Annotated in this window: 7 protein-coding genes (1 of these 7 only partly in view); 3 read left to right on the top strand and 4 right to left on the bottom strand. The window is 75.0% G+C overall.

Features of this window, described 5'->3' with window-relative positions; all coding sequences use genetic code 11:
- Positions 1–10: 10 nt before the first annotated feature.
- The 4 genes from ACWC9T_RS23055 to ACWC9T_RS23040 all read right to left on the bottom strand — a co-directional run bounded on the left by ACWC9T_RS23055 (position 11) and on the right by ACWC9T_RS23040 (position 3,712).
- Positions 11–1,702 carry an MFS transporter gene (locus ACWC9T_RS23055; protein ID WP_449822928.1) on the bottom strand — a complete coding sequence of 564 codons (1,692 nt, stop codon included), beginning with the start codon at positions 1,700–1,702 and terminating at the stop codon, positions 11–13.
- Positions 1,699–2,442 (bottom strand): TetR/AcrR family transcriptional regulator, encoded by a 744-nt coding sequence (locus ACWC9T_RS23050; protein WP_449822927.1) that lies wholly within the window; start codon positions 2,440–2,442, stop codon positions 1,699–1,701. Before ACWC9T_RS23050 ends, ACWC9T_RS23055 begins: the two co-directional genes overlap by 4 nt.
- A gap of 119 nt (positions 2,443–2,561) precedes the next feature.
- Entirely contained in the window at positions 2,562–2,957 is a 396-nt protein-coding gene (locus tag ACWC9T_RS23045; RefSeq protein WP_449822926.1) for a DUF3037 domain-containing protein, read from the bottom strand.
- Positions 2,954–3,712, bottom strand: a complete 759-nt coding sequence (locus ACWC9T_RS23040; protein WP_449822925.1) for a HipA family kinase — start codon at positions 3,710–3,712, stop codon at positions 2,954–2,956. The genes ACWC9T_RS23045 and ACWC9T_RS23040 overlap by 4 nt, the downstream gene beginning before the upstream one ends.
- Before the next feature lie 766 nt (positions 3,713–4,478).
- Between ACWC9T_RS23040 and ACWC9T_RS23035 the strand changes: the two genes are divergently transcribed.
- The 3 genes in view from ACWC9T_RS23035 to ACWC9T_RS23025 are tightly spaced (at most 58 nt apart) and all read left to right on the top strand, a layout consistent with a single transcriptional unit that may run on beyond the window.
- Entirely contained in the window at positions 4,479–10,403 is a 5,925-nt protein-coding gene (locus tag ACWC9T_RS23035; RefSeq protein ID WP_449822924.1) for a beta-ketoacyl synthase N-terminal-like domain-containing protein, read from the top strand.
- A gap of 58 nt (positions 10,404–10,461) precedes the next feature.
- On the top strand, positions 10,462–22,677 hold the full coding sequence (locus ACWC9T_RS23030; protein WP_449822923.1) for an SDR family NAD(P)-dependent oxidoreductase: 12,216 nt from the start codon (positions 10,462–10,464) through the stop codon (positions 22,675–22,677).
- A protein-coding gene (locus ACWC9T_RS23025) for an amino acid adenylation domain-containing protein (protein ID WP_449822922.1) crosses the window boundary here: on the top strand, positions 22,674–23,454 show its start. The gene runs 3,881 nt beyond the window's last position; the window shows 781 of its 4,662 coding nt (coding positions 1–781); it begins with the start codon at positions 22,674–22,676; the stop codon falls past the right edge of the window. The genes ACWC9T_RS23030 and ACWC9T_RS23025 overlap by 4 nt, the downstream gene beginning before the upstream one ends.

The following is a 23,454-nucleotide window of genomic DNA, read 5'->3' as shown; positions in this document are numbered from 1 at the left end:
CTGCCGAGGCTCACTTCTGCTCCGGCCGGTGCGTCCGGTGCGGCAGGAGGAACAGCAGGCCGGTGACGAGCACCAGTCCGCCGGCCGCCCAGTACAGCGCCTCGCTGTAGGTGGCGATGAAGGTCTTGGAGCGGATCTGTCCGAGGGCGGTGCCGATCGCCTTGACGTCGGCGCCGGAGTCCTGGCTGGTGCCGGGGGCGCTCGCGAGCAGCGTGGTGCAGCTCTCGGGCACCTTGGTCAGGTCGGGCTGGCCGAGCGAGTCGGTCGCGCAGGTCCGGATCGCTCCGGCCTGGGCCGGTGCCACCGCCTGGACGGCCGGGATGACCTTGTCGGCCTGCGGGCCCGCGTTGCTCGCCAGGGCGGAGAAGAAGACACCGCCGATGATCGCCACGCCGAGGGCCGCGCCGAGCTGACCGGTCGCGTTGATGATGCCGGACGCTGCGCCCGCCTCCTGCGGCTTGACCTCGCGCAGGATCAGACCGGTCAGCGGGGCCATCAGCAGACCCATGCCGGAGCCGAGCAGGAGCATGGACGGGACGGCGTGCCAGGAGGTGATGTCGCCCCCGGCGTGGTTCGCGACCCAGGCGTAGGAGGCGATGCCGAGCACCATCATCAGGGCGCCCGCCACCAGGGTGTACCGCCCGTACCGGGGGAAGAGCGTGCGCACCGCGATCGTGCCGACGATCGGGACCCCGAGCGAGAACGGGATCGCGGTCAGACCGGTGTGCAGCGCCGACCAGCCCAGGCCGCCCTGGAGGTAGAGCGTCCAGCTGAGGAAGAAGCCCGCCGGGACGGCGCTGAAGAGCATCTGCGCCGCGACGCCGGCGCCGAACGCGCGGACCTGGAACAGCGAGAGGATCACCAGCGGGGATCCGTCCTTGCGGGTCTTGTACCGCTCGTAGAAGACGAAGCCCACGATGACGGGTGCGGCGCCGAACAGGCAGGTGATGCTCCAGGCGGGCCAGTCGAGTTCACGGCCGAGCATGAGCGGCAGCATCAGCAGGAGCAGACCGACGATCGCGAGCAGCATGCCGATCAGGTCCAGCCGCATCGCGTGCGGGGACTTCGACTCCTTCATCCACTTCGCGGCCCCGATCAGGGCGGCCGCGCCGACCGGCAGGTTGACCACGAAGATGCTCCGCCAGCCGAGGTCGAGCGGGCTCCAGTCGACCAGGGCGCCGCCGAGGATGGGGGCGGCGACGATGGCCAGGCCGATCATGCCCGCGTACAGACTGACGACGCGGCCGATCTCCTGCGGGGCGAACGTGACGTGGATGATCGCCAGGACCTGCGGGACCATGATCGCGGCGGCCACACCCTGGAGGATGCGGGAGGCAACCAGCATCTCGGAGTTCTGCGCGGCCGCGCACAGGGCGGAGGCCACGACGAACCCGGCGACACCGGTCATGAACATCCGCTTGCGGCCGAAGATGTCGCCGAGCCTGCCACCGGTGATCAGGATGGCCGCGAAGGACAGCGTGTAGCCGGCGGTCACCGCCTGGATGACGACGGCCGACGCACCGAGGTCGCCCTGGATGGTCGGGATCGCCACGGTGACGATGTTGACGTCCAGCAGGTCCATGAAGGTGGCGACCAGCAGAACGGCCAGCGCGAGCCACCGCTTCGGGTCCGGCGCGGGGGCGTCGGAGGCGACAGGCGGTTCGGCGGTCGGCTGCTCCGCCTGCCCTGCCTTGCTGCTCATGGGTTCTTCTCCGGCTTCTCGATCGATGGCGTCCGCCCCTTGGTGGTCGGACGCCCGGGGGACGGGCGGGAGGCTTCCTTGGCGGGCGCGGGGTTCCGGGCGAGCGCGCTCCACGAGCGCATCAGTAGCTCGATGGCGTTCGCGACGGTGTCGATGTCGCTGTCCTCGGGGGAGAGCACGCGCTGGATGGACAGGCCGTCGCCCAGCGCGTGCACGACGAGGGCCAGGAACTCGACCGGGGCCGGGGGAGCGACCGAGCGGGCGGCGAAGCCCTGTTCCAGCGCGTGGGCGAGCGCGGCGCGCGAACGCCGCTCGCGGTCGGCGAGCAGCGGCAGCAGCTCCGGGTCGCGCAGGCCGTAGAGCCAGAGCTCGGTGCGCAGGGCGAGCCAGCTGCCGAGGGTCTCGTCGCGCCGGCGGTACCAGGACCGCATGTGCTCCATCAGGCTGTCGAACGACCCGGCGTCGCGGCTGAGCTCCTGCATCTCCTCGAGCTCGCGCTGGGTGCGCTGCTCCAGCAGGGCCAGGACGAGCTCGTGCTTGCCCTCGAAGTTGCCGTAGAACGCGCCGCGGGTGTAGCCGGCGCGCTCGACGATCTGCTCGACCGAGGTGCCGTTGACGCCGTGCTCGGCGAAGAGTTCGGCCGCGGCCTGCAGCAGCTGCTCGCGGGTGAGTTCCCGGCTCTGCTGCCGGGTGAGCCGCCTGGTGATGGTGATCGCCTCCTGATGCGCCGTCGGATACAAGACTGTATCCCAATACGGTTCTGTATCTGAAATGGGTTTCCGTACGACGACGGGCTGCCGCCGCCTCCCGAGGGGAGGCGGCGGCAGCCCGAGGATGACCGGCGGGGCGAATCCCGAGGTCAGTGCACGTAGCGTCGCATCAGCCGGTCCAGTTCCGCGGCCGGGTCGGCGGTGATGCCGCCGTGGACCGGACTGGGCTGGACGATCGCGCTGCGCGGCGCGGTGAGCCAGCCGAAGCGGGTCCGGGCGGTGCCGCCGGCGGCGGGGCCGGCGGCCCGGTCGCCGGCGCAGATCGCGCGGATCGCGTCGAGGGCGGCCGCGACGGCCAGGACGTCGACCCCGGGGTCGAGGGCGCGCAGCCGCGCCTCGTCGAGGTGGATCGCGGCGCCGAGGTAGTCGGCCTCCCTGCAGTACAGCAGCGCGCCGACGTTGATCCGCTCGCCGCGGTCGACGCGGGGAACGGCGTACAGCAGTGCGTAGTCGAATCCGATGGACGGGGTCGTCGTAGTGCTCATGCCGGCCACCAGTCGCGCTCGCCGGCGCAACGGGCCAGGAGGTAGTCGCAGTAGCGCTCCCGCAGCACGGCGGGTTCGAGGCCGTTCGCGGAGTTCATGCCCAGGAGGAAGTGGTCGGGCACAAGCGCGACGACCTCCTCCACGGTCTCGCGGGTCACCAGGGCCGCCAGTTCGGCGTCCAGGTCCCGGAGCTTCGCGTCGGGCAGGTCGGCTACCGGCTCGCTCAGGACGTGCGAGTCCATCGGGTACTTGCGGTTGGCCCAGGCGTCCACGGCCGGCCACGAGTGCTGGAAGATCAGGGCGGCGCCGTGGTCGATCGCCCACAGCTCCCGGTGCCAGATCAGCAGGTTGGGGTTGGACCAGGTGCGGTCCACGTTGGCCGTGAGCGCGTCCAGCCAGTAGATCCGGGCGGCCTCCTCGGCCGGCGGTTGCCACTTGATGCCGTCGTAGTTCACCGAACCGGGCAGGAAGTCCATGCCCAGGTTCTGGCCGGTGCTTGCGAGCAACAGGTCCTGCACCTCCTGGTCCGGCTCGCGGCGGGCCAGTTCGGGGTCGATGTCGAGGAGCACCAGCTCGGGCACCCGGATGCCCAGGCGCCGGCCGAGCTCGCCGCACACGACCTCCGCGACCAGGGCCGCGCTGCCCTGCCCGGCGCCCTTGAACTTGACCACATAGGTGCCGTCGTTGTCGGCCTCGACGATGCCGGGGAGTGAGCCGCCCTCGCGCAGGGCGGTCACGTACTGCGTGCCTTTCACGTTCCGTAACATGCTGGGCACCCTACTCGGGGCGGTGGTGTGCTCCAAAGCGCTGGCCGAATCCGTGCCGTCGGCACGGGAGTTCACGGAATCGGCGACGGACCGGCCGAACCGGTCTCCCGGTGAATTCCGGATGTGGCGGTCGTGGCCGGATTGTCGCCCCCTGTCGACGGTTTCCGGCCGATATCCAGGCGGGCCGGGGCGGGCCACTCCGGCGGCGGCGTCCGGGTGTCCCGTTCCGACCGCCGCCGCGAGCGGTCGAAACGGGTCGCCGAGTGACTGGACGTCAGCTGTTGGACCATCAGAATCCCCTGGTGGGGGCGGTCGTGGAGAAAGTTTGCAGTGATGGGAATGAAATCCGCCGCCGCGGGGAAGGCCTTGCCCGGCCCGCGTGTCGAACGGGTGTCCGCTCGACGTGGCGTACGGGCGCATGTCCGGCGGTTCCCCGTCGTGAACGAACTGACACCCCTTGCGGGTCGTGGACATGATCGTTCATGATGATCGGCGTCGGGGGGGCGTGACCACGGGGACGTGGGAGGCGGAATCGGCCTCTTCAGCCGCCGACTGTTCTTCTTCGACGGGTTTCACGAATCGTGCGCGGGTGGCTTGCCGCGCACCTGCGGAGCCCGCGCGACGACACGTCAGGGACGGGGGATGTGGTGATCCGGCGCCGCCGAGAGATGTCATGTACATGTCCAAAAGCGGGACTCGGCCGTACGGCGCCGACCCCCTTCCTGCTGCCCGCCCCGTCCACCGGGAGGCCGGCATGCTGAGCCGGTCGGTCGTCCTGGGGCTCCCCTCGCTGTCCGTCGGCGGACTGTCGGAGAACTGGCTGCTGCGCGAGGCCGGCGATCTCCACTGGGAGCTGATCGGCAACCACTTCGGCAGCAAGGTCGCCGACCTGACGGACAGCGACGGCACCAGGCTGTTGCCCGCCTTCGTCCGCGTCCGGCTCACCGCCGCCGACTCCCTGCGGTTCTTCGCCGAGCACGACCAGGGGCTGCTCGACGGCACGCTCACCAGGCTGGACGACCAGGCCTTCGTCAGCGACGTCCGGTTCGCCACCGCGACCTCGCACGTCGAGGCCCGGCTGCTCACCGCCTTCGTCCGCAGGGGCACGGGCAACTGGCTCTCGCCCGGCACCCCGCGCAACCCGGGCTGGGCGCCGGTGGCCCGGCCGACCGCCGAACACCTGGAGTTCCAGGCCGAGTTCCGCGCCATGAGCGGGCTCGGCCCCGGTGACGGCCCCGGCCTGTTCCAGGACACCTACGAGCTCAACCCGTTCGCCGACGTCAACGCGGCCGGCCTGCTCTACTTCGCCTCGTACCCGCACATCAACGACCGGGGCGAGCGCAAGTACCTGCAGTCGCTCGCACCGGGAGGGGAGTGGGCCGTCGAGGCCTGCACCCTCAGTCGGGACATCCTCTATCTGGGCAACTGCGGCCTCGAGGACTCGGTGCGCTACCGGCTGGACGACTGCCGCTTCGAGTCGGACCACCGCGCCGTGCTCACCTCGACCCTGCTGCGGGAACGCGACGGCCGGCCGCTGGCCCGGATCGAGACCGTCAAGCGCCTCGTCCACCCCGGCGTCTTCGCCGTCCTCTGGGGCGGCGGGGCGGCCCGGGCCCAGGCCTCCGCGCCGTCCTCTGGGGCCGCGGCTCCGGCCCAGGCCCAGGCACCCGCCGCCCTCGTCCTTGACGACCTGGAGGCCGACCTCCTGCCGCTGCTGGAGGACCTGCTCGCCCGGCCCGCCGGCTCGCTGACCGCCGAGGACGACCTGCGCCCGTTCGGGCTGGACAGCCTGGCGCTGTCGGAGCTCGCCGCCCGGGTCGAGGACGAACTCGGGCTCGAACTCGACCCCAGCACCATGTTCCAGGCGTTCACGGCCGCTGCCATGGCCCGCGTGCTGCGCGGCGAGCGACCGGCGGCCGCGACCGGCCCGGTGGTCGGTGCGCCCCGCGACCCGGCGGCGCCGATCGCCGTGGTCGGGATGGCCGGCCGGTTCCCCGGTGCGGAGAGCGTCACCGAGCTGTGGGACCTGCTCGGCCGGGACGCGGACGCCGTCCGCGACATCCCGGTCGACCGGTGGGACACCGCCGCCCACCCCGACCTGGTGGGCAAGGCGGCCCTGCTCGACGACATCCGCCGCTTCGACCACGAGTTCTTCGCCGTCAGCCCGCGCGAGGCGGCGCTGATGGACCCCCAGCAGCGGCTGCTCCTGGAGGTCGCCTGGGCCACGGCCGAGGACGCCGGCTGGGACCCGACCGCGCTGGCCGGCACCCGCACCGGCGTCTACGCGGGCGTCTGCCACTCGGACTACGCCGCCGTCCTCGCCGCGCACGCCAGCCGCGACGAACCGCACCTGAGCGTCGCCGTGTCGCCGTCCCTGGTGGCCAACCGCATCTCGTACGCCCTCGGGCTGCGCGGCCCCAGCGTCGCCGTGGACACCCTCTGTTCCTCCTCCCTGGTCGCCGTCGCCCAGGCCGTCGCCGCGCTGCGCGCCGGCGAGTGCGACCAGGCCTTCGCCGGCGGCGTCAACGTGCTGTGCGACCCGGGTCGGCAGAACGCCTACCAGCGCACCGGCGTGCTGAGCCCGCGCGGCCGCTGCCACACCTTCGACGACGACGCGGACGGCTACGTCCGGGGCGAGGGCGTGTGCGCCCTGCTACTCAAGCCGCTGGACCGGGCCCTGGCCGACGGGGACCGCGTGCACGCGGTGATCCGCGGCGTGGCCGTCAACCACGGCGGGCAGGCCCAGTCCTTCACCGCGCCCAACCCGGAGGCCCAGGCCGACCTGCTGGTCGCCGCCTACACCGAGGCTGGCGTCGACCCGGCGACGGTCGGCTACCTGGAGGCGCACGGCACCGGTACGCGCCTCGGCGACCCGATCGAGGTCTCCGGGATGGTCGCCGCGTTCGAGCGCCTCTACGACCGCTGGGGGCACCCGCGCCCGGAGCGGCCGCACTGCGGCGTCGGCTCGCTCAAGACCAACATCGGCCACCTGGAGGCCGCCGCCGGGATCGCGGGCATGATCAAGGTGATCCTGGCCATGCGCCACCGTACGATCCCGGCCACCCGCAACATCACCCGGCCGAACCGGATGATCAAGGTCGAGGGCTCCCCGCTGCGGCTCCAACGGGAGCGCGGCCCCTGGGAGGTGCCGACCGGCGGCGGCCCCCGCCGGGCCGGTGTCAGCTCCTTCGGCATGGGCGGCACCAACGCGCACGTCGTGCTGGAGGAGGCACCCGCGGCGGCGGCCGATCGGCCGCTCGACCGCCCGGTGGTCGTCCCCGTCTCGGCCCGCACCCCGCAGGCGCTGCGCGCCGCGGTGGCCGCGCTGCTCGCCGTGGTGCGCTCGCCGGATGCCCCGCCGCTCGCCTCCATCGCCCGGACGATGCGCACCGGACGGGCGGCCCTGGCACACCGCGTCGCCGTGGAGGCCACCGACCTCGCCGGGCTCGCCGAGGGGCTCGCCACCGTCTTCGACCGCGAGCCCGCCGTGGAGCGGGAGTCGACGACCCCGGACGCCCCGCCGGTCTCGCTGCCGACCTACCCGTTCAGCCGCGACCGGCACTGGGCGGCGCCCACGGCCGGTGCCGAGTTCCTCACCACCACCTGGGAGGACGCGCCCGCCCCGCCGACCGCCCCCGGCGGCCGGTTCCTGGCGGTGACCGCCGACCGGGAACTCGCCCGCCTGGTGCTCGGCGAGCAGGCCGTCGTGCACGTCCCGGGAGACCCGCTGACCGACCCGGCAGGCCTGACCGGGATCGTCGACCTGGTCGACTGGACCGAGCCCGGCACCCGGGTGACCGAACGGATCGCGCTGCTCCAACAGGTGCTCGCCGCCAACACCCGGGCCGGACTGCGCTGCGTCCACGTGAGCGGCGCAGAGCGGTCCGTCCTCGCCGGGTTCTACCGAGCCCTCTCCGGTGAGTTCCCGGCCGTCCACGCGCGGACCGTCCGGGTGGACGGCGGTGCCGACGACCTCGCCGCCGCCGTCGCCACCGAGGCGGCGGCGGTCGACCGGGAGACCGAACTGCGCCACACCGGCGGTCGCCGCCGCCGCCCGGTGGCCGGGTTCGCCCCGGCCGCCGCCGGGGCCGACCCGCTCACCGGCCTGGACCGCGGCGCGACGGTGATCACCGGCGGCCTCGGCGGCATCGGCCTGCGCCTGGCGGCCCACCTGGCCGACCGGGGCGCCCGGCACCTCGTCCTGGTCGGCCGCTCCCGGATGCCCGCCCGCAACCAGTGGGCGTCCCTCCTCGCGGACCCGTCCACCGACCCGGTGCTGCGTGCCCGGCTCACCGCGCTGACCGCGTTGGTCGAGCGCGGGGTGACCCTGACCGTGCGCACCGACGCGCTGGACGACACGGCCCGGCTGCGGCGACTGTTCGGCCAGGTCAGGAAGCAGTCCGGGGAGATCGTCGCCGCCTTCCACTGCGCCGGTGTGATGGACCGCCCGACGTCCTTCCTGGCCCGCGGCGCCGAGGAGATCGCCCGGGTGCTGCAGCCCAAGACCGAGGGGCTGCGGGTGCTCCGGTCGGCCTTCGGCGGGCAGCCGCCGAAGCTCCTGGTGCTGTTCTCCTCGGTAGCGGCGGCCTCGCCCCGGCTGGCTGCGGGCTACCTGGACTACGCGGCGGCGAACACCGCGCTCGACGACTTCGCCGAGGCCCGGGCCGACGAGCCCGGCTGCGTGGTGCGCTCGCTGCGCTGGCCGCTGTGGCGCGAGGTGGGGATGGGGGCCGACCGCACCAGTGCCAGTGCCGCGCTCGGCGTCCCCGACGTGGACGGGACGGACGCGCTGCGGCTGTTCGACCTCGCCCTGCGGGTGCCCGACCGGCCGGTGTTGCTGCCGTGCCTCGTGGAGCGCTCGTCGGTCGCCGCGGAGGAGCTGTACCTGGCGCCGCAGCCGGCCGCTCCGGCGCAGCCGGCGCCCGCGTCGGCCACCCCCGCGGACCCGGCGGCCGCGCCGGACCTCGGCTGGCTGGTCGCCGTCGTGGCCCGCACGACCAGGGTCGACCCCGCGTTGCTGGGACCCGACACGGCGCTCGGCGACGTCGGCGTGGACTCGCTACTGATGGCCGAACTGGTGCGGGCGCTCGAAGCCGAGCTCGGCGACGTGGTCGACCCGAGCCTGCTGCAGGAGCACCCGACCCTCGGCGGGCTCGCCGCCGCCCTCGACGCCCCTGCCGCACCGTCCGCACCCACGGCTGTGCCACCGGTCCCCGCCACCCCGGTCGCCCCGGCCGCCCCGGCGGTGCTCCCGGCCCCGGCCGTGGCCCCCGCCGCCGCGCCCGTCGGCCGGCCGACGCCCGTCGCCGTGATCGGCATGGCCTGCCGCCTGCCCGGTGCGAGCGACCCGGACCGGCTCTGGCAGGCCCTGCTGGCCGGCCGCGACCTCGTCACCGACGTTCCGGCCGATCGCTGGGACACCGCCGCGCTCTACCACCCCGACGGCGGCCACGGGCGCAGCCAGAGCAAGTGGGGCGGGTTCCTCGACGACGCCGCCCTGTTCGACCCCGGCTACTTCGGCTTCGACGACGAGACCGCACGGCACCTGGACCCGCTGGTGCGCAAGACCCTGGAGGTCTCGGTGGAGGCCGTCCGGGACGCCGGGTACACCGACGCCGAGCTACGCGGGCGTCCGGTGGGGGTGTTCGTGGGCGCCCGCACCGGCAACCACCGCGTCCACCTCCAGCCGCCGAAGCGCGAGTACGTCGTCGGCGTGAACCAGAACTTCGTGGCTGCGCACGTCTCGCACTTCCTCGACCTCACCGGCCCCAACCTCGTGGTCGACAGCGCCTGTTCGTCCTCGCTGGTGAGCATCCACCTGGCGGCCCAGAGCCTCGCCTCGGGCGAGTCGTCGATGGCCCTGGCCGGCGGGGTGGACCTCCTCTTCGACGAGGAGCCGTACCTCATGCTCAGCGCCGGCAAGGCGCTGTCCCCCAGCGGCCGCTGCCGCACCTTCGACGAGTCCGCCGACGGGCTGGTGCCCGGCGAGGGCGCCGGGATGGTGCTGCTGAAGCGGCTGGACGACGCGGTGCGCGACGGCGACCGGGTGCTCGCGGTGCTCGAATCGTCGGGCGTCAACAACGACGGCCGGACGATGGGGCACACCACGCCCAACGGCCGCGCCCAGCGCGCCCTGGTCTCCGAGGTGCTCACCCGCGGCGGGATCGACGCCCGGACGATCGGGTACGTCGAGGCCCACGGCACCGGCACGATGATCGGTGACCCGATCGAGCTCCAGGCGCTCACCGCCGTCCACCGCGCCCACACGCAGGACCGCGGCTACTGCGGGATCGGCAGCATCAAGAGCTCGATGGGCCACCTGCTCAGCGCCGCCGGCGTCGCCGGATTCATCAAGGCCGTGCAGATCCTGCGGCACGGCACGCTCGTTCCCACCCTGCACTGCCGCCGCCCGAACCCGCGCTTCGCCTTCGCCGAGTCGCCGTTCTTCCCGGTGACGGAGGTCGTGGACCTGCCCGCCGGCAGCCGGGTCGCGGTGAGCGCCTTCGGCTTCGGTGGGACCAACGCCCACGCCGTCCTCGGCGCCGGCACGCCCGGCGAGCCCGGACGCCCCCCGCTGCCGCCCCCCACCTACCGGCGTCGCCGGTTCTGGCACCGGCCCGCCGCCGTGCCCGCCCCGGCCCCGCGCCGGTCGGCCCGGCTCGACCTGACCCTCACGTAAACCGGCGCACCCGCCCGCCGCCCGCCGAGCCGAACCGCCCATCACCAGGAGAGAACACGTGGACCGACGGTCCGTACGCTGTGCCTTACACCTGAACAGGGACAACCCGATCGTCGACGACCACCGTGTGCACGGGGTGCGCACCCTGCCGGGCGTGACGTTCCTCGACATCGTCCAACGGCTGCTCGCGGCACACGACTTCCCGCTGGAGCAGACCGGCCTGAGCGACGTGCTGTTCGTCGAGCCCGTGGTGACCACCGAGGCCTTCGACCGGGAGCTGACCGTCGAGGCCGAACCCGACGGCGACGTCCACCGGGTGACGGCGACCAGCCGGCGCACCCACGACGGCAGCCCGGTCGACGACACGGTGACCACCCACCTGCGGGCGACCCTGCACACCGACCTGCCGCCGCTCACCGGCGCGCCCGACCCGGCGCCGGCCAGCGCCGCGCGCGACGTCGCCGAGGTGTACGCGACCGGGCGTTCGGCGGGCATCGAGCACCGGGCGTTCATGCGGGTCACCGGCACCCTGCGGGCCTCGGCCGACCGGGTCTGGTCCGAGCTCGCCCTCGGCGAGGAAGCACGCGCCACGGCCGAGGACTTCCTGCTCCACCCCGCCCTGCTCGACGGCTCCACCATGCAGGCGTACGCCCTCGCCTTCGCGGGCGAGGACGCCGACGGGCGCCCGCTGATCCCGTTGCACATCGGTGCGTTCCGGGCGGTCCGACCGCTCGGCGAGGCCTGCACGGTGGACCTGCGGTTCACCCGGGTGGCGGCCGGTGCCGACGTGGTGAAGGCCGACATCGACCTGTACGACGGCTCGGGCGCGCCCGCCGCCCGGTTCACCGGCCTCACCTTCAAGCGGATCCGCTCCACGGCGTCGATCACCCGGCTCACCACGGCGGCCGCGGAGCCGGACCCCGCCGTGCCGGAAGCCCTGTCGGTCCCGTCCGCCCCGGCGGCCGCCGGTGACGGGCTGGACGACCTCCGGGCGGAGGTCGCCGGGCTGGTCCGCCACGCCGTCGGGGATCCCGGCCTGGTGGTCGACGGCGACCTCGGCTTCTACGACCTCGGGCTGGACTCGACCCACCTGCTCTCGCTGGTCCGCGCCTTCGAGGAGCGGTGGGACATCTCCCTCTACCCGACCCTGCTGTTCGAGTACCCCACGGTCGACGCGGTCGCCGCCCACCTGCTCGACCTGCTGCCCGCCGACCGGCGCGCCCCGGCGGCCCCCGCGGTGGACGAGCCGCAGCCCGACACCCCGGCCCGCACGCACTGCCTGACCGGAGTCTGGCAGTCGGCGCCCCGCCCGGCCGCACCGGAGCCGGGCCCGCTGCTGGTGATCGGCGACCTCCCGGTGCGCCCCGGGCAGATCACCGTCCGGCGCGGCGAGGCCTTCCGCCGACTGGGGCCCGACGCGTACGAGCTCCGCGCCGACGACGCCGGCGACCTCCGGCTGCTCCTGGCCGAGCTCGGCACCGAACCCGAGCGGGTGCTGCACCTGGCCGCACCCGCCGGCGACCTCCCCGAGGCCGTCGAGTCGGCCTGTCGTGAGCTGCTCGCCCTCGTGCAGGCCCTCGCACCGTGTCCGGTGCCCGTCGTGCACGCCGGGCCGGGGCCGGTCGCGGCCGCGGTGGCGGGGCTGGCCCGGACGGTCCGCCTGGAGCAGCCCAAGCTCACCGTGACCGCCGTCGAGTGCGACGGCGACGCCGACCCGCAGGCGTTGCTCGCGGAGTTCGGCGACGGAGCCGAGACGTGGGTGAGGCACACGCGGGGGCGCCGCGAGGTGCGCCGCTACCGCGACGCGCGGCTCGACGCCGGGCAGCGGATCCGCCCCGGCGGCGTCTACCTGGTCACCGGCGGTGCGGGCGGCATCGGCCGGGAGCTCGCCGCGCTGATGGCCGAGCGGGGTGCCACGGCCGTGCTGGCCGGGCGGACGCCCCCGTCGGAGCCGATCGCCGGCCGGTTCGTCCGCGCCGACGTGACGGTGCCCGCCGACGTGGCGGCCCTGGTCGCCGACGTCCTCGACCGGCACGGCCGGCTGGACGGCGTCGTGCACGCGGCCGGATCGCTGCGGGACGGCATGCTGCCCGGAAAGTCCGCCGCGGACCTCTCCGCGGTGCTGGCGCCCAAGGTGCGCGGCACGGTGCTGCTCCACCGGGCGACCCGTCACCTGAGCCTCGACTTCTTCGCGCTGTTCTCCTCGGTGACGGGCGTCGCCGGAAACGTCGGGCAGGCTGACTACGCCGCGGCCAGCGCCTTCCAGGACGCCTACGCACGCGAGCACGGCCTCACCTCCTTCGGCTGGCCGCTGTGGGCCGAGGGAGGGATGCGCACCGACGACGCGGCGCGGGCGCTGTTCCGCCGTCAGGGGCAGGTCCCGCTGCCGACCGCGGAGGGCCTGGCGGTGTTCGAGCGGGCGCTGTCGCTCACCGGTGCGGAGGTCGTGGTGCTGCACGGCGACCCTGAGCGCGCCCGCGAGGCGCTGGCCCTGGTCCCCGCCGCCGCGGTGACCGAGCCGGCCTGGGTCGAGGAGGGTGCGCCCGACCCGACCGGGGACATCGCGGTGATCGGCGTCGCCGGCCGCTACCCCATGGCCGAGGACCTCGACCAGTTCTGGACCAACCTGCGGACCGGACGCGACTGCGTCACCGAGATCCCCGAGGACCGCTGGGAGCCGGGCGGCTTCTACGAGCCGCAGCGCACCCCCGGGCGCTCGACCAGCAAGTGGGGCGGCTTCCTCGACGGCATCGACGAGTTCGACCCCGGCTTCTTCCGGATCACGCCGCGTGAGGCCGAGGGCATGGACCCGCAGGAGCGGTTGTTCCTGCAGACCTCCTGGCACGCCCTGGAGGACGCCGGCCTCACCCGCGCCGACGTCGCCGGGCGCCAGGTGGGCGTCTTCGCCGGGGTGATGTTCACCCAGTACCAGATGCTCGGCCTGGGGGCGGAGGACCGGCTGCCGGTACTGCCGACATCCTTCGCCTCAGCCGTCGCCAACCGGGTCTCCTACTTCCTCGACCTGCGCGGTCCCAGCCTCGCGCTCGACACCATGTGCTCGTCATCCCTGACGGCGCTGCACCTGGCGTGCGAGAGCCTGCGCTCCGGCGACTGCGAACTGGCGCTCGCCGGCGGCGTGAACACGATCGTCCACCCGTACAAGTACCTGCACCTGAGCCAGGTCGGCTTCGTCTCCTCCGACGGCCGCTGCAGGGCCTTCGGCGAGGGCGGGGACGGCTACGTGCCCGGCGAGGGCGTCGGCGTCGTCGTGCTCAAGCCGCTGGCCCGCGCGCTGGAGGACGGCGACCGCGTCCTCGGCGTGATCAAGGGCAGCGCCGTCAACCACGGCGGGCGGGCGGGCGGCTTCTTCGTGCCCAACCCGGCCGCCCAGGCCGACGTGGTGCGCCGGGCGCTCGGGCGGGCGAACGTCGACCCGGCCTCGATCGGCTACGTCGAGGCGCACGGCACCGGGACCGCGCTCGGCGACCCGATCGAGATCTCCGCCCTGACCCAGGTCTTCGGGGGGACGACGGCGCGGATCGGGTCCGTGAAGTCGTCGATCGGCCACCTGGAGTCCGCGGCCGGGATCGCCGGCCTGACCAAGATCCTTCTGCAACTGCGCCACCGCACCCTCGCGCCGTCCCTGCACGCCGACCCGGCGAACCCCGCCATCGACTGGGACGCCGTCGGGCTGCACGTGCAGCGCCGGGCCGAACCGTGGCCGGCCGGGGTCGGCACCCCGCGCCGGGCCGGCCTGAGCGCGTTCGGTGCGGGCGGGGCCAACGCCCACGTCGTCGTCGAGGAGTTCCCGGAGCCGCCCGGACCGGACACCGACCTCTGCGGGCCGCAGGCCGTCCTGCTCTCCGCCCGCACGGAGGAGGCGCTGCGCGAACTGGCGCTCCGCTACACCGACCTGCCAGCCGCCGACCGGACCGCCGAGGTGGCGGAACTGGCCGGGCTGGCGGGCGCGGACCCGGACACCGCCCTCGACGAGCTCGGCCTGGACGCGGAGGACCTGCGCCGCCTGGCGCTGACGTTCGGCGAGCGCTTCCCCGGCCTGGCCCCGCACGTCGACGCCCGTTCGACGCTGGCCGACCTCGCCGCGGCGGTGCCGGCTGGCACCGGATCCGGCGTCTCGCTGGCGGACTTCGCCTACACCACGCAGATCGGGCGGGAAGCCATGGCCGAGCGGCTCGCCGCGGTCGTCTCCGGGCCGGACGAACTCCGCTCCGCCCTGCAGGCCTACCTGAACGGCTCGGCGCCGGCCGGCTGCTACCGGGGCACCGCCACCGGGCCGGGCGGCGTCACCGCCCCGGACTCCCTAGACCCGCACGAGCTGGCCCGGGCCTGGGTGGCCGGCGCCGCCCCCGACTGGCGGGCGCTGCACCGGGACCGCAAGCCGCGCAAGGTGCAGCTGCCCGGCTACCCGTTCGCGCGGATCCGCTGCTGGGTCGACAACGCGTCGGCCGCCCCGGTACCCGTCCCGGCGGCGGCCACGGCGGACGTCCTCGCGGACGTCCTCGCGGACGTCCTCGCGGACGTCCCGATGGACCTCCCGGTCTGGGAGCCGTGCCCGGCCCCCGCCGGGCGCCCGGCCCCCGACGGCCCGGTCGTGGTGCTGCACGCCCCCTCACGGGCCCGCCTGGCCTGTGACCTGGCGGCCCGCCACGAGGGCGCCCTCGTAGTCGAGTTGGGCGAATCGGTGGCGGTGAAGCCGCGCCTGGTCTACGTCCTGACCGGCGCGACGGACCCCGGCCCGGAGGAGGCGGACCGGGTCGCACGGGCCGAGGCGTCCGGCGTCCGGGCCCTGGCCCGGTACGCGCGGCAGTGGGCCCGGATCCCGGAGCTCGACTGGGTGGTCGTCACCGCCGGTGCCGCCGCCGCCCCCGGGCGCGGCGTCACCGACCCGTACGTCGCCGGGGTCATCGGTTTCGCCCGGGTGCTGGAGAACGAGCACCGCGGCTGGTCGGTCGCGACCGTCGACCTCGACCCGGCCCACCAATCCGCCGCCCTGGTGGCACCGGCCCCCAGGGGCACCCGTCTCGCCTTCACCGGCACGGTCTGTCATACCCAGGTGCTGCGCCCAGCCCCGGCGGGCGACGGCCCGGTCCCGCTGCGGCGCGGCGGCCGGTACCTGGTCGTCGGCGGCGCGCAGGGGATCGGCCTGGCGCTCGCCCGCCGGCTCGTCGCGGAGTGGGACGCGGAGGTCGTGCTCGTCGGCCGCAGCGAACGGCCGGCCGCCGAGCTCGGGGACGGGATCCGCTACATCCGGGCCGATGCGACCGACGGCCGCCGGGTGACGGCCCTCCTTGACGAGGCGGGGCCGGTGCACGGCGTCCTGCACGCAGCCCTGGTCCGCCGCGACCGGCTGACCCACCACCTCTCGGACACCGACCTCGCCGAGAGCCTGGCCGCCAAGTCCGGCGTCGCGGCCGTCCTGGTCGACGCCCTGCGCGGACGGCACCTTGACTTCCTGGTGTTCTTCTCGTCCGCGCAGTCCTTCCTGGGCGATCCCGGCCTGGCCAACTACGCGGCCGGCTCGACCTTCCTGGACGCCTACGCCCACGCCCTCGACGCCCGCCTGCCCTACCCGGTGCGGGCCGTCGACTGGGGCTACTGGGGCAGCGTCGGAGCGGTGGCCGACGACACCCACCGCGGCCGCCTGACCGCCGCCGGCTTCGCGTCCATCGAGCCCGGGCCCGGCTTCGCCGCGCTCGCCCGGGCCCTCGGGCAGCCGGCGCCCCAGATCGTCGTGGTACCCGGCAGCGCGGCCCTGCGCGATCGGATGGGAGCAGCGAGAACGGAGACGACGCACATGGTGCCCACCGGCCGGCCACTGACCGCCGGCGACCGCCGGGTGGTGGACGACTTCCACGCCCTCGACCGCCGCATGACGACGATCGCCTGCGGGGCCCTGCTCGCCCTGCTCGGCGATCTCGGCGCGTGGCACGGTCCCGACCCGGACGCCGACGAGGTGGCCCGCCGGGTGGGGGTCGTCCCCCGGTACGACCGGCTGCTGCGCACCCTGCTGGTCATGCTCACCGAGGAGGGCCTGGTCGAGGTCCGCGACGGGCGTCACCGGCCGACCCCGGACGCCCTGGCCGGGGCCCGGGCAGGCGGACACCTGCGGCGGCTGGAGGACCTCGCCGCCGCGCACCCCGAGCACGCGGTCTTCGTCCGGCTGCTCGCGCACTGCCTGGACCACTACGGCGACCTGCTGCGCGGCGGTCTCCTCGCCACCGAGCTGCTGTTCCCCGCGTCCGGCACCTCGCTGATGGAGGGCGTCTACCGGGGCAACCCGATCAGCGACCTCTACAACGACCTGCTGACGGACCGCCTGATGGCGCACGTCGAGCGGCGGGCGGCCGAGCTGCCGGCCGGGGGGACGGTCCGCATCCTGGAGGTCGGCTCCGGCACCGGCGGCACCTCCGCGAGCCTGCTCCGGGCGCTCGACCGGTACGGCGACCGGGTGGAGTACTGGTACACCGACCTGTCGGTCACCTTCCTCGCGCACGGCCGGCGGGAGTTCGGCGAACGCCATCCGTTCACCCGGTTCAAGCGCCTCGACCTGGACACCGACCCCGGTTCCCAGGGGTTCCCCGCGGGCGGCTTCGACCTCGTGGTCGGCGCGAACGTCCTGCACGCCACCTCGGACCTGGGCCGCGCCGTCCGCCACCTGCGCGCCGTGCTGCGCGCCGGGGGCGAGCTGCTGCTCAACGAACTGACGACGGTCACCCTGTGCGGGACCGTCACCTACGGCTTGTTCGACGGCTGGTGGACGCACCAGGACACCGCGCTGCGCCTGCCCGGCTCGCCGCTGCTGGACGTGCCGGGCTGGACGGCGCTGCTCACCGGGGCCGGATTCGGCCCGGTGACCGCGTTGCCGGGCTCCGCGGAGACCGGCCGCAACTTCCAGCACGTCGTCGTCGCCACGGCGGCCCCCGTCGCCACCGATGGCGTGGCCGCCACTGCCACGGCGGCGACCGCCACCGCCACCGTTGCCGATGCCGTGGCCGCCACTGCCACCGCCACCCCCTCGACCGACCGCGACCCCGCGGCCGCGTTCACCGAGGAGCTGCTGGCGCTCACCTCGGACGCCTCGGGCATCGTGCGTGAGGACCTCGACCTCGACCGGGCGCTCGGGGACTACGGCTTCGACTCCGTCAGCTACAGCCTGCTCGCCACCCGGCTGAACGACGAGTTCGGCTTCGACGTGAGCCCCGCGCTGTTCTACGAGACGGCCACCCTGCGCGCACTGGCCGACCGCCTCGTCCGCGACCACGCGGAGCCGCTGCGCGGCCGGTACGCCGCGCCGGCGCCCGCGCAGCCCCGGTTCGCCGCGGTCGAGCGGCGACCGGAGCCGGCCCCCGCACCGGCTCCGCAGGACGCCGCCGCCCGGCCCGCCGCCGCGGACCCGATCGCGATCATCGGACTGTCCGGCCGGATGCCCGGAAGCCGGGACCTGGACGACTTCTGGCGCCACCTCGCGGCCGGTGACGACCTCACCGGCGACGTGCCCGCCGACCGCTGGGACTGGCGCACCCTCCCGGAGGGCGTCCACGCCCGGCGCGGCGGCTTCGTCCACGACGTCGACATGTTCGACCCGCTGTTCTTCGGCATCTCACCGCACGAGGCCGCCGGAATGGACCCGCAGCAGCGCCTGGTGCTGCAGGGGGTGTGGACGGCGCTGGAGGACGCCGGTCTGGCGCCCGGTGCACTCGCCGGTTCCGACGTCGGCCTGTTCATCGGCGCCGGGTCGAACGACTACGACGAGATCCGGCGGGCCTCCGGCGTGCCGGTCGACGCCCACGCCGCCACCGCCACCACCCACTCCGTCCTGGTCAACCGCGTCTCCTACCTGCTCGACCTGCACGGGCCGAGCGAGCCGGTCAACACCGGCTGCTCCAGCTCCCTGGTCGCGATCCACCGGGCCGCCGAGGCGATCCGGTCGGGGGAGTGCGACATCGCGGTGGCCGGCGGCATCAACCTCATCCTGTCGCCGCACAACCATGTCCTGCTGAGCAGCACGGGCATGCTCAGCCCCACTGGGCGGTGCCGCTCCTTCGACGCGGACGCGGACGGCTTCGTCCGCAGCGAGGGCTTCGGCCTGGTCGTGCTGACCCACGCCGACCGGGCGCGCCGGCACAAGGTCCGGGCCTGGCTGCGGGGTACCGCCGTCAACCACGGCGGGCGGGCCCGCTCGCTGACCGCGCCCAACCCGGCCGCTCAGGCGGCGATGATCGTCCGGGCGCACGAGCGCGCGGACGTCGACCCGACCACGATCGGCTACCTGGAGACCCACGGCACCGGCACCAAACTCGGCGACCCGGTCGAGATCAACGGGCTGCGGATGGCCTTCGACGAACTGCGGCGCCGCCGGGGCGTTCCCCAGCCGGCCGAGCCCCACTGCGGGGTGGGCGCGGTGAAGGCCAACGCCGGCCACCTGGAGTCCGCCGCCGGTGCCGCCGGGGTGATCAAGGTGCTGCTGGCGATGGAGCACGGCGTGCTGCCGCCGGTGGCCGGCCTCACCGAGCCCAATCCGCACCTGCGGCTCGACGGGAGCCCGTTCCACCTGGTGCGGTCGGCGACCGCGTGGCCGCGCCCGGCCGGCCATCCGCGCCGCGCGGGTGTCAGCTCCTTCGGCTACGGCGGGGTCAACGCCCACGTCGTGCTGGAGGAGGCGCAACCGGGCCCGGCACCGGAGCGTCCGGCCGGCCCCTGGGTCTTCCCGCTGTCGGCGCGCACGCCGCAGGCACTGCGCCGGTACGCCGCCGCCCTGCGCGACGGCCTGGACCGGATACCCGACCTGGCGGACGCGGCCCACACGCTGCAGCACGGCCGCGACGCGATGGCCGAACGGCTGGCCGTCACCGCCGCCGACCGCCCGACCCTCGCGGCCGCGCTCGCCGCCGCGGCCGAGGGAGCGGACCACCCCGCGCTGGCCCGGCCCGGCGGCACCGACCGGGCCGACCGCTGGGTCGCCGGCGAGCCGGTGGAGTGGCCGGACGGCGGCGTGCTGGTGGCGCTGCCCACCTACCCGTTCGAGCGTCGGCGGTGCTGGGTCGGCGACCACGAGCCGCCCGCCGGGGCGGTTGTGCCCGGCACCACCACCTCGCTCGTGCCCCGCGAGGCCACCCCGGCCGGGCCCGACACCACCGCGGCAGGAGTCCACCCGCTCGCGCCGCAGGCGGGATTCGAAGCGCTGGGCCGGGTGCTCGGCCGACAGGAGGTTCAGGTGGCAGTGGTCGCGGGCACGGAAGACTTCCTCGCGGGCACCGGTGCCCCGGCGGCCGGAGCGGACCGGGAGCAGGGCACCGGCGGGGCCGACGACGCGCGGCGGGCCGGCGTGGCGGGCGAACTGCTGGCACTCGTCCAGGAGGTGGCCGGGGTCCTCCCGGGCGAGCTTGCCGCGGACGAGCAGCTCAGCCGCTACGGCTTCGACTCGATCATGTACACCAGGCTCAGCCACCGGGTGAACGCCCGCTGGGACCTCGACGTGACCCCGGCCGCGTTTTTCGGGGTCGCCACCGTCGACGACCTGGTGGCCAAGATCCTCCGCGACCACGGCCCCGCCCTCCTCGCACGGCATCCAGCCGCAGCCGCAGCCGTGGCAGTGCCGGTGCCGGTGGCGGCGCCCGTGGCTGCGTTCGTGGCCGCGCCGGTCGCCGTGCCCGCCGCCGCCGTGCCCACCGTCGTCGGCGCGCCCACCGTCGTGGGTGCGCCGGTTGCCGTGCCCACCGTCGTCGGCGCGCCCGCGAGCGCCCCGGCGCCGTCCGCGGCCGGGTTCGACGGCGTCGCGATCGTCGGCATGGCCGGGGTGCTGCCGGAGTCCGACGACCTGGACGAGTTCTGGGAGCACCTGGTGGCGGGCGACGACCTGGTCCGCGAGATCCCGGCGGACCGCTGGGACTGGCGCCGCATCCACGGCGAGCCCGAGCCGGGCGAGTTCCGCACCAACGTCCGGTGGGGCGGGTTCCTGCGCCGGGTCGACCTGTTCGACCCGCAGTTCTTCGGCATCTCGCCGACCGAGGCCGTCGCGATGGACCCGCAGCACCGGCTCGTCCTGGAGGCCGCCTGGACCGCGATCGAGAACGCGGGCATCCGGCCGTCCTCCCTGTCCGGCACGGACACCGGCGTCTTCATCGGAAGCAGCACCTACGACTACTTCGAGTTGCAGCACGCCCTCGGCGTCCCGCTCGACGGTTACAACTCGGCCGGCCGGGCCCGCGCGATCCTGTCCAACCGGGTGTCCTACCTGCTGAACCTCCGAGGCCCCAGCGAGCCCGTCGACACCGCCTGCTCGTCCTCGCTGCTCGCCGTCCACAAGGCGGCCGAGGCGATCCGGCAGGGCGACTGCGAGGTCGCGCTGGCCGGCGGCGTGAACGTCATCGCCTCGCCGACGCTGTTCGTCGACATGAGTCTGGCCGAGATGCTGAGCCCGGACGGCCGCTGCCGCACCTTCGACGCGCGGGCCAACGGCATCGCCCGGGCCGAGGGCGTCGGCATGGTGGTGCTCAAGCGCCTCGACGCGGCGGTGCGCGACGGCGACGTCATCCACGGCGTCCTGCGCGGCAGCGCGGTCAACCACGGCGGCCGCACCAACTCGCTGACCGCGCCCAACCCGGACGCGCAGGCCGCCTGCGTGGTCGCGGCCCACCGCCGTGCCGGACTGGACCCCCGGACGGTCACCTACGTCGAGACGCACGGCACCGGAACCGAACTCGGCGACCCGATCGAGGTCGAGGGCCTGAAGACGGCCTTCGCCCAGCTGTACGCCGACCACGGCGCCGAGTGGACCGAGCCGCACATCGCGCTGGGGTCGGTGAAGCCCAACACCGGCCACCTGGAGGCGGCTGCGGGCGTCACCGGCCTGATCAAGGCGCTGCTCTCGATGCGCCACCGGGAGATCCCGGGCAACGTGCACCTCGACACCCTCAACCCGCACCTGCGGCTGGAGAACAGCCCGCTGCGGGTGGTGCGCGGGCGAGAGCCCTGGCGGCCGGTGCGCACCCCCGCCGGGGCCGAGGCCCCGCTGCGCGCCGGGGTGAGCGCCTTCGGGCTGGGCGGGGTCAACGTCCACGCGGTGGTCGAGGAGTATCGCGAGGCGCCCGTCGCCGGGCCTGTCGGCGACCAGCTGTTCGTCCTGTCGGCGCGGGACGCCGAGCGGCTGCGCGACTACGCCGGGAGCCTCGCCCGCTGGGCCCGGCGCCACGAGGACGTGGACCCGGCCGCGCTCGCCCACACCCTGCAGAGCGGGCGGGAGGAGTACGCCGAGCGCCTCGCCGTCGTCGCCGACTCGCCGTCGTCGCTCGCGGCGGGTCTGGAGGCCTGGCTGGCCGACGGGGCCGCACACCAGGTGTTCGCCGGAAGCGGCCGGGACGCCACCACGGCGCTCCTGCTGGAGGGGGCGGAGGGGCTCCACTACCTGCGGGCCGTCGTGGACGCCGGCCGGCTGGACAAGGTGGCCCGGCTCTGGGTCGGCGGCGCCCCGATCGACTGGGCGCAGCTGTGGCGGGGGGCGGCACCCCGGCGGGTACCCGCGCCGACCTACCCGTTCGCCCGGGAGAGCTACTGGCTCACCCCCGGCGACCGTTTCGACCGGGTGCAGGCCGCGGACTCGGGGCTGATCCCGGCCGAGGGCGCCGCCGTGGCGCCGGCCGAGCCCGCACCGGCCGAATCCGTACCGGCTCCGGTTCCGGCGGCACCCGCTCCGGCGCCCGCTCCGGCGCCCGCACCCGCTCCCGCACCCGCTCCGGCACCCGCTCCGGCACCCGCTCCGGCACCGGTGGTGCCCGCGCCCGCCGCGGCCCCGCCGGCCCGGGCCGACGGGGACCCGGAGGCCGCCGTCCGTGAGCACGTGCGCGCCCTGCTGGCCGCGCACCTCGGGATGCGGATCGAGCGGCTCACCGTGGACTTGGCGCTGTCCGAAGCGGGGGTGGACTCGCTGGGCCTGCGCCGACTGAGCCGACGCCTGGGCGCCGACTACGGCGTGAACGTCCCGACCCGCATGTTCTCCGTGCGGCAGACCGTCAGGTCGGCGGCGCACGCGGTGTTCGAGGCCTACGGGCCGTTGCCGGCGCCGGAGCCGGAGCACCCCGCACCGGTGCCCGTACCCGCACCGGCGTCCGTACCCGCACCGGCGTCCGTACCCGCACCGGCGTCCGTACCCGCACCGCCGGCGGACGGCATCGCCGCGCTGCTGGCCGGCCTGCGCGACGGCAGCGTCGGCGTCGACGACGCGCTGGCCGTGCTGAAGGAAGGGGCGGACCGATGAGCACCGCACTGCGCGAACTGCTGGCGGCGATCGCCGCCGGCGAGGTGTCCGAGGACGTGGCCGGGCCGCTGCTGCGGAGCCTGATCGAGCCCGCCCCGGCCGCCGCCCCGGCGCCCGCACCGGCCCCGGCCCCCGCGCCGACGGCGCCCGACCCCGGCCCTTACCCGCTCAGTCGGGGTCAGGCCGCGCTGTGGGCCATCCACGAGGGCCGGCCGGACGCCACCTCCTACAACCTCCCGCTCGGCCTCTGGCTTGGCGAGCAGGTCGACCCGGACCGGCTCGCCGAGGCGCTGACCGCCGCGGTGGAACGCCACCCGGAGCTGCGCATCGCCGTCCGGCTGGACGCCACCGGCCCGGTGCAGGAGATCACCGACCGCCCGGTCGAGGTGCCCCGGCTGGACCTCGGCCACGTGACCGACGGCGAGTTCACCGCCCGCGTGCACGCCCTGGTCCGGCAGCCGTTCGACCTGGAGGACGACCCGCTCCACCGGGCGTGGCTGATCACCGCGCCCGGCGGCGGGACCCTGCTGCTGCTCGTGTTCCACCACCTGATCACCGACGGCGTCTCCAGCCACCTCCTGCTGCGCGACATCGTCGCCTGCTACGACGCGCTGACCGCCGGCCGCGGGCTGCCGCCCGTCGAGCCGTCCACGCCGTACGCCGAGTTCGTGCGGTGGCAGCGGGAGATGCTGGCCGGCCCGCAGGCCGAGGAGCACCGGCGGTGGTGGCTCGACCGGCTGGGCGGCGCCTCGACCGCGCCCGTGCTCCGGGCGGTCG

The organism is Kitasatospora sp. NPDC001159, assembly GCF_053598235.1.
Note: the sequence above shows the minus strand (reverse complement) of the source record. Positions and strands in the feature narration are given on the sequence as shown.

Coding starts and splice junctions, on each gene's coding strand:
- ACWC9T_RS23035 (WP_449822924.1), top strand. CDS start 4,479: ATGCTGAGCCGGTCGGTCGTCCTGGGGCTCCCCTCGCTGTCCGTCGGC.
- ACWC9T_RS23055 (WP_449822928.1), bottom strand. CDS start 1,702: ATGAGCAGCAAGGCAGGGCAGGCGGAGCAGCCGACCGCCGAACCGCCT.
- ACWC9T_RS23045 (WP_449822926.1), bottom strand. CDS start 2,957: ATGAGCACTACGACGACCCCGTCCATCGGATTCGACTACGCACTGCTG.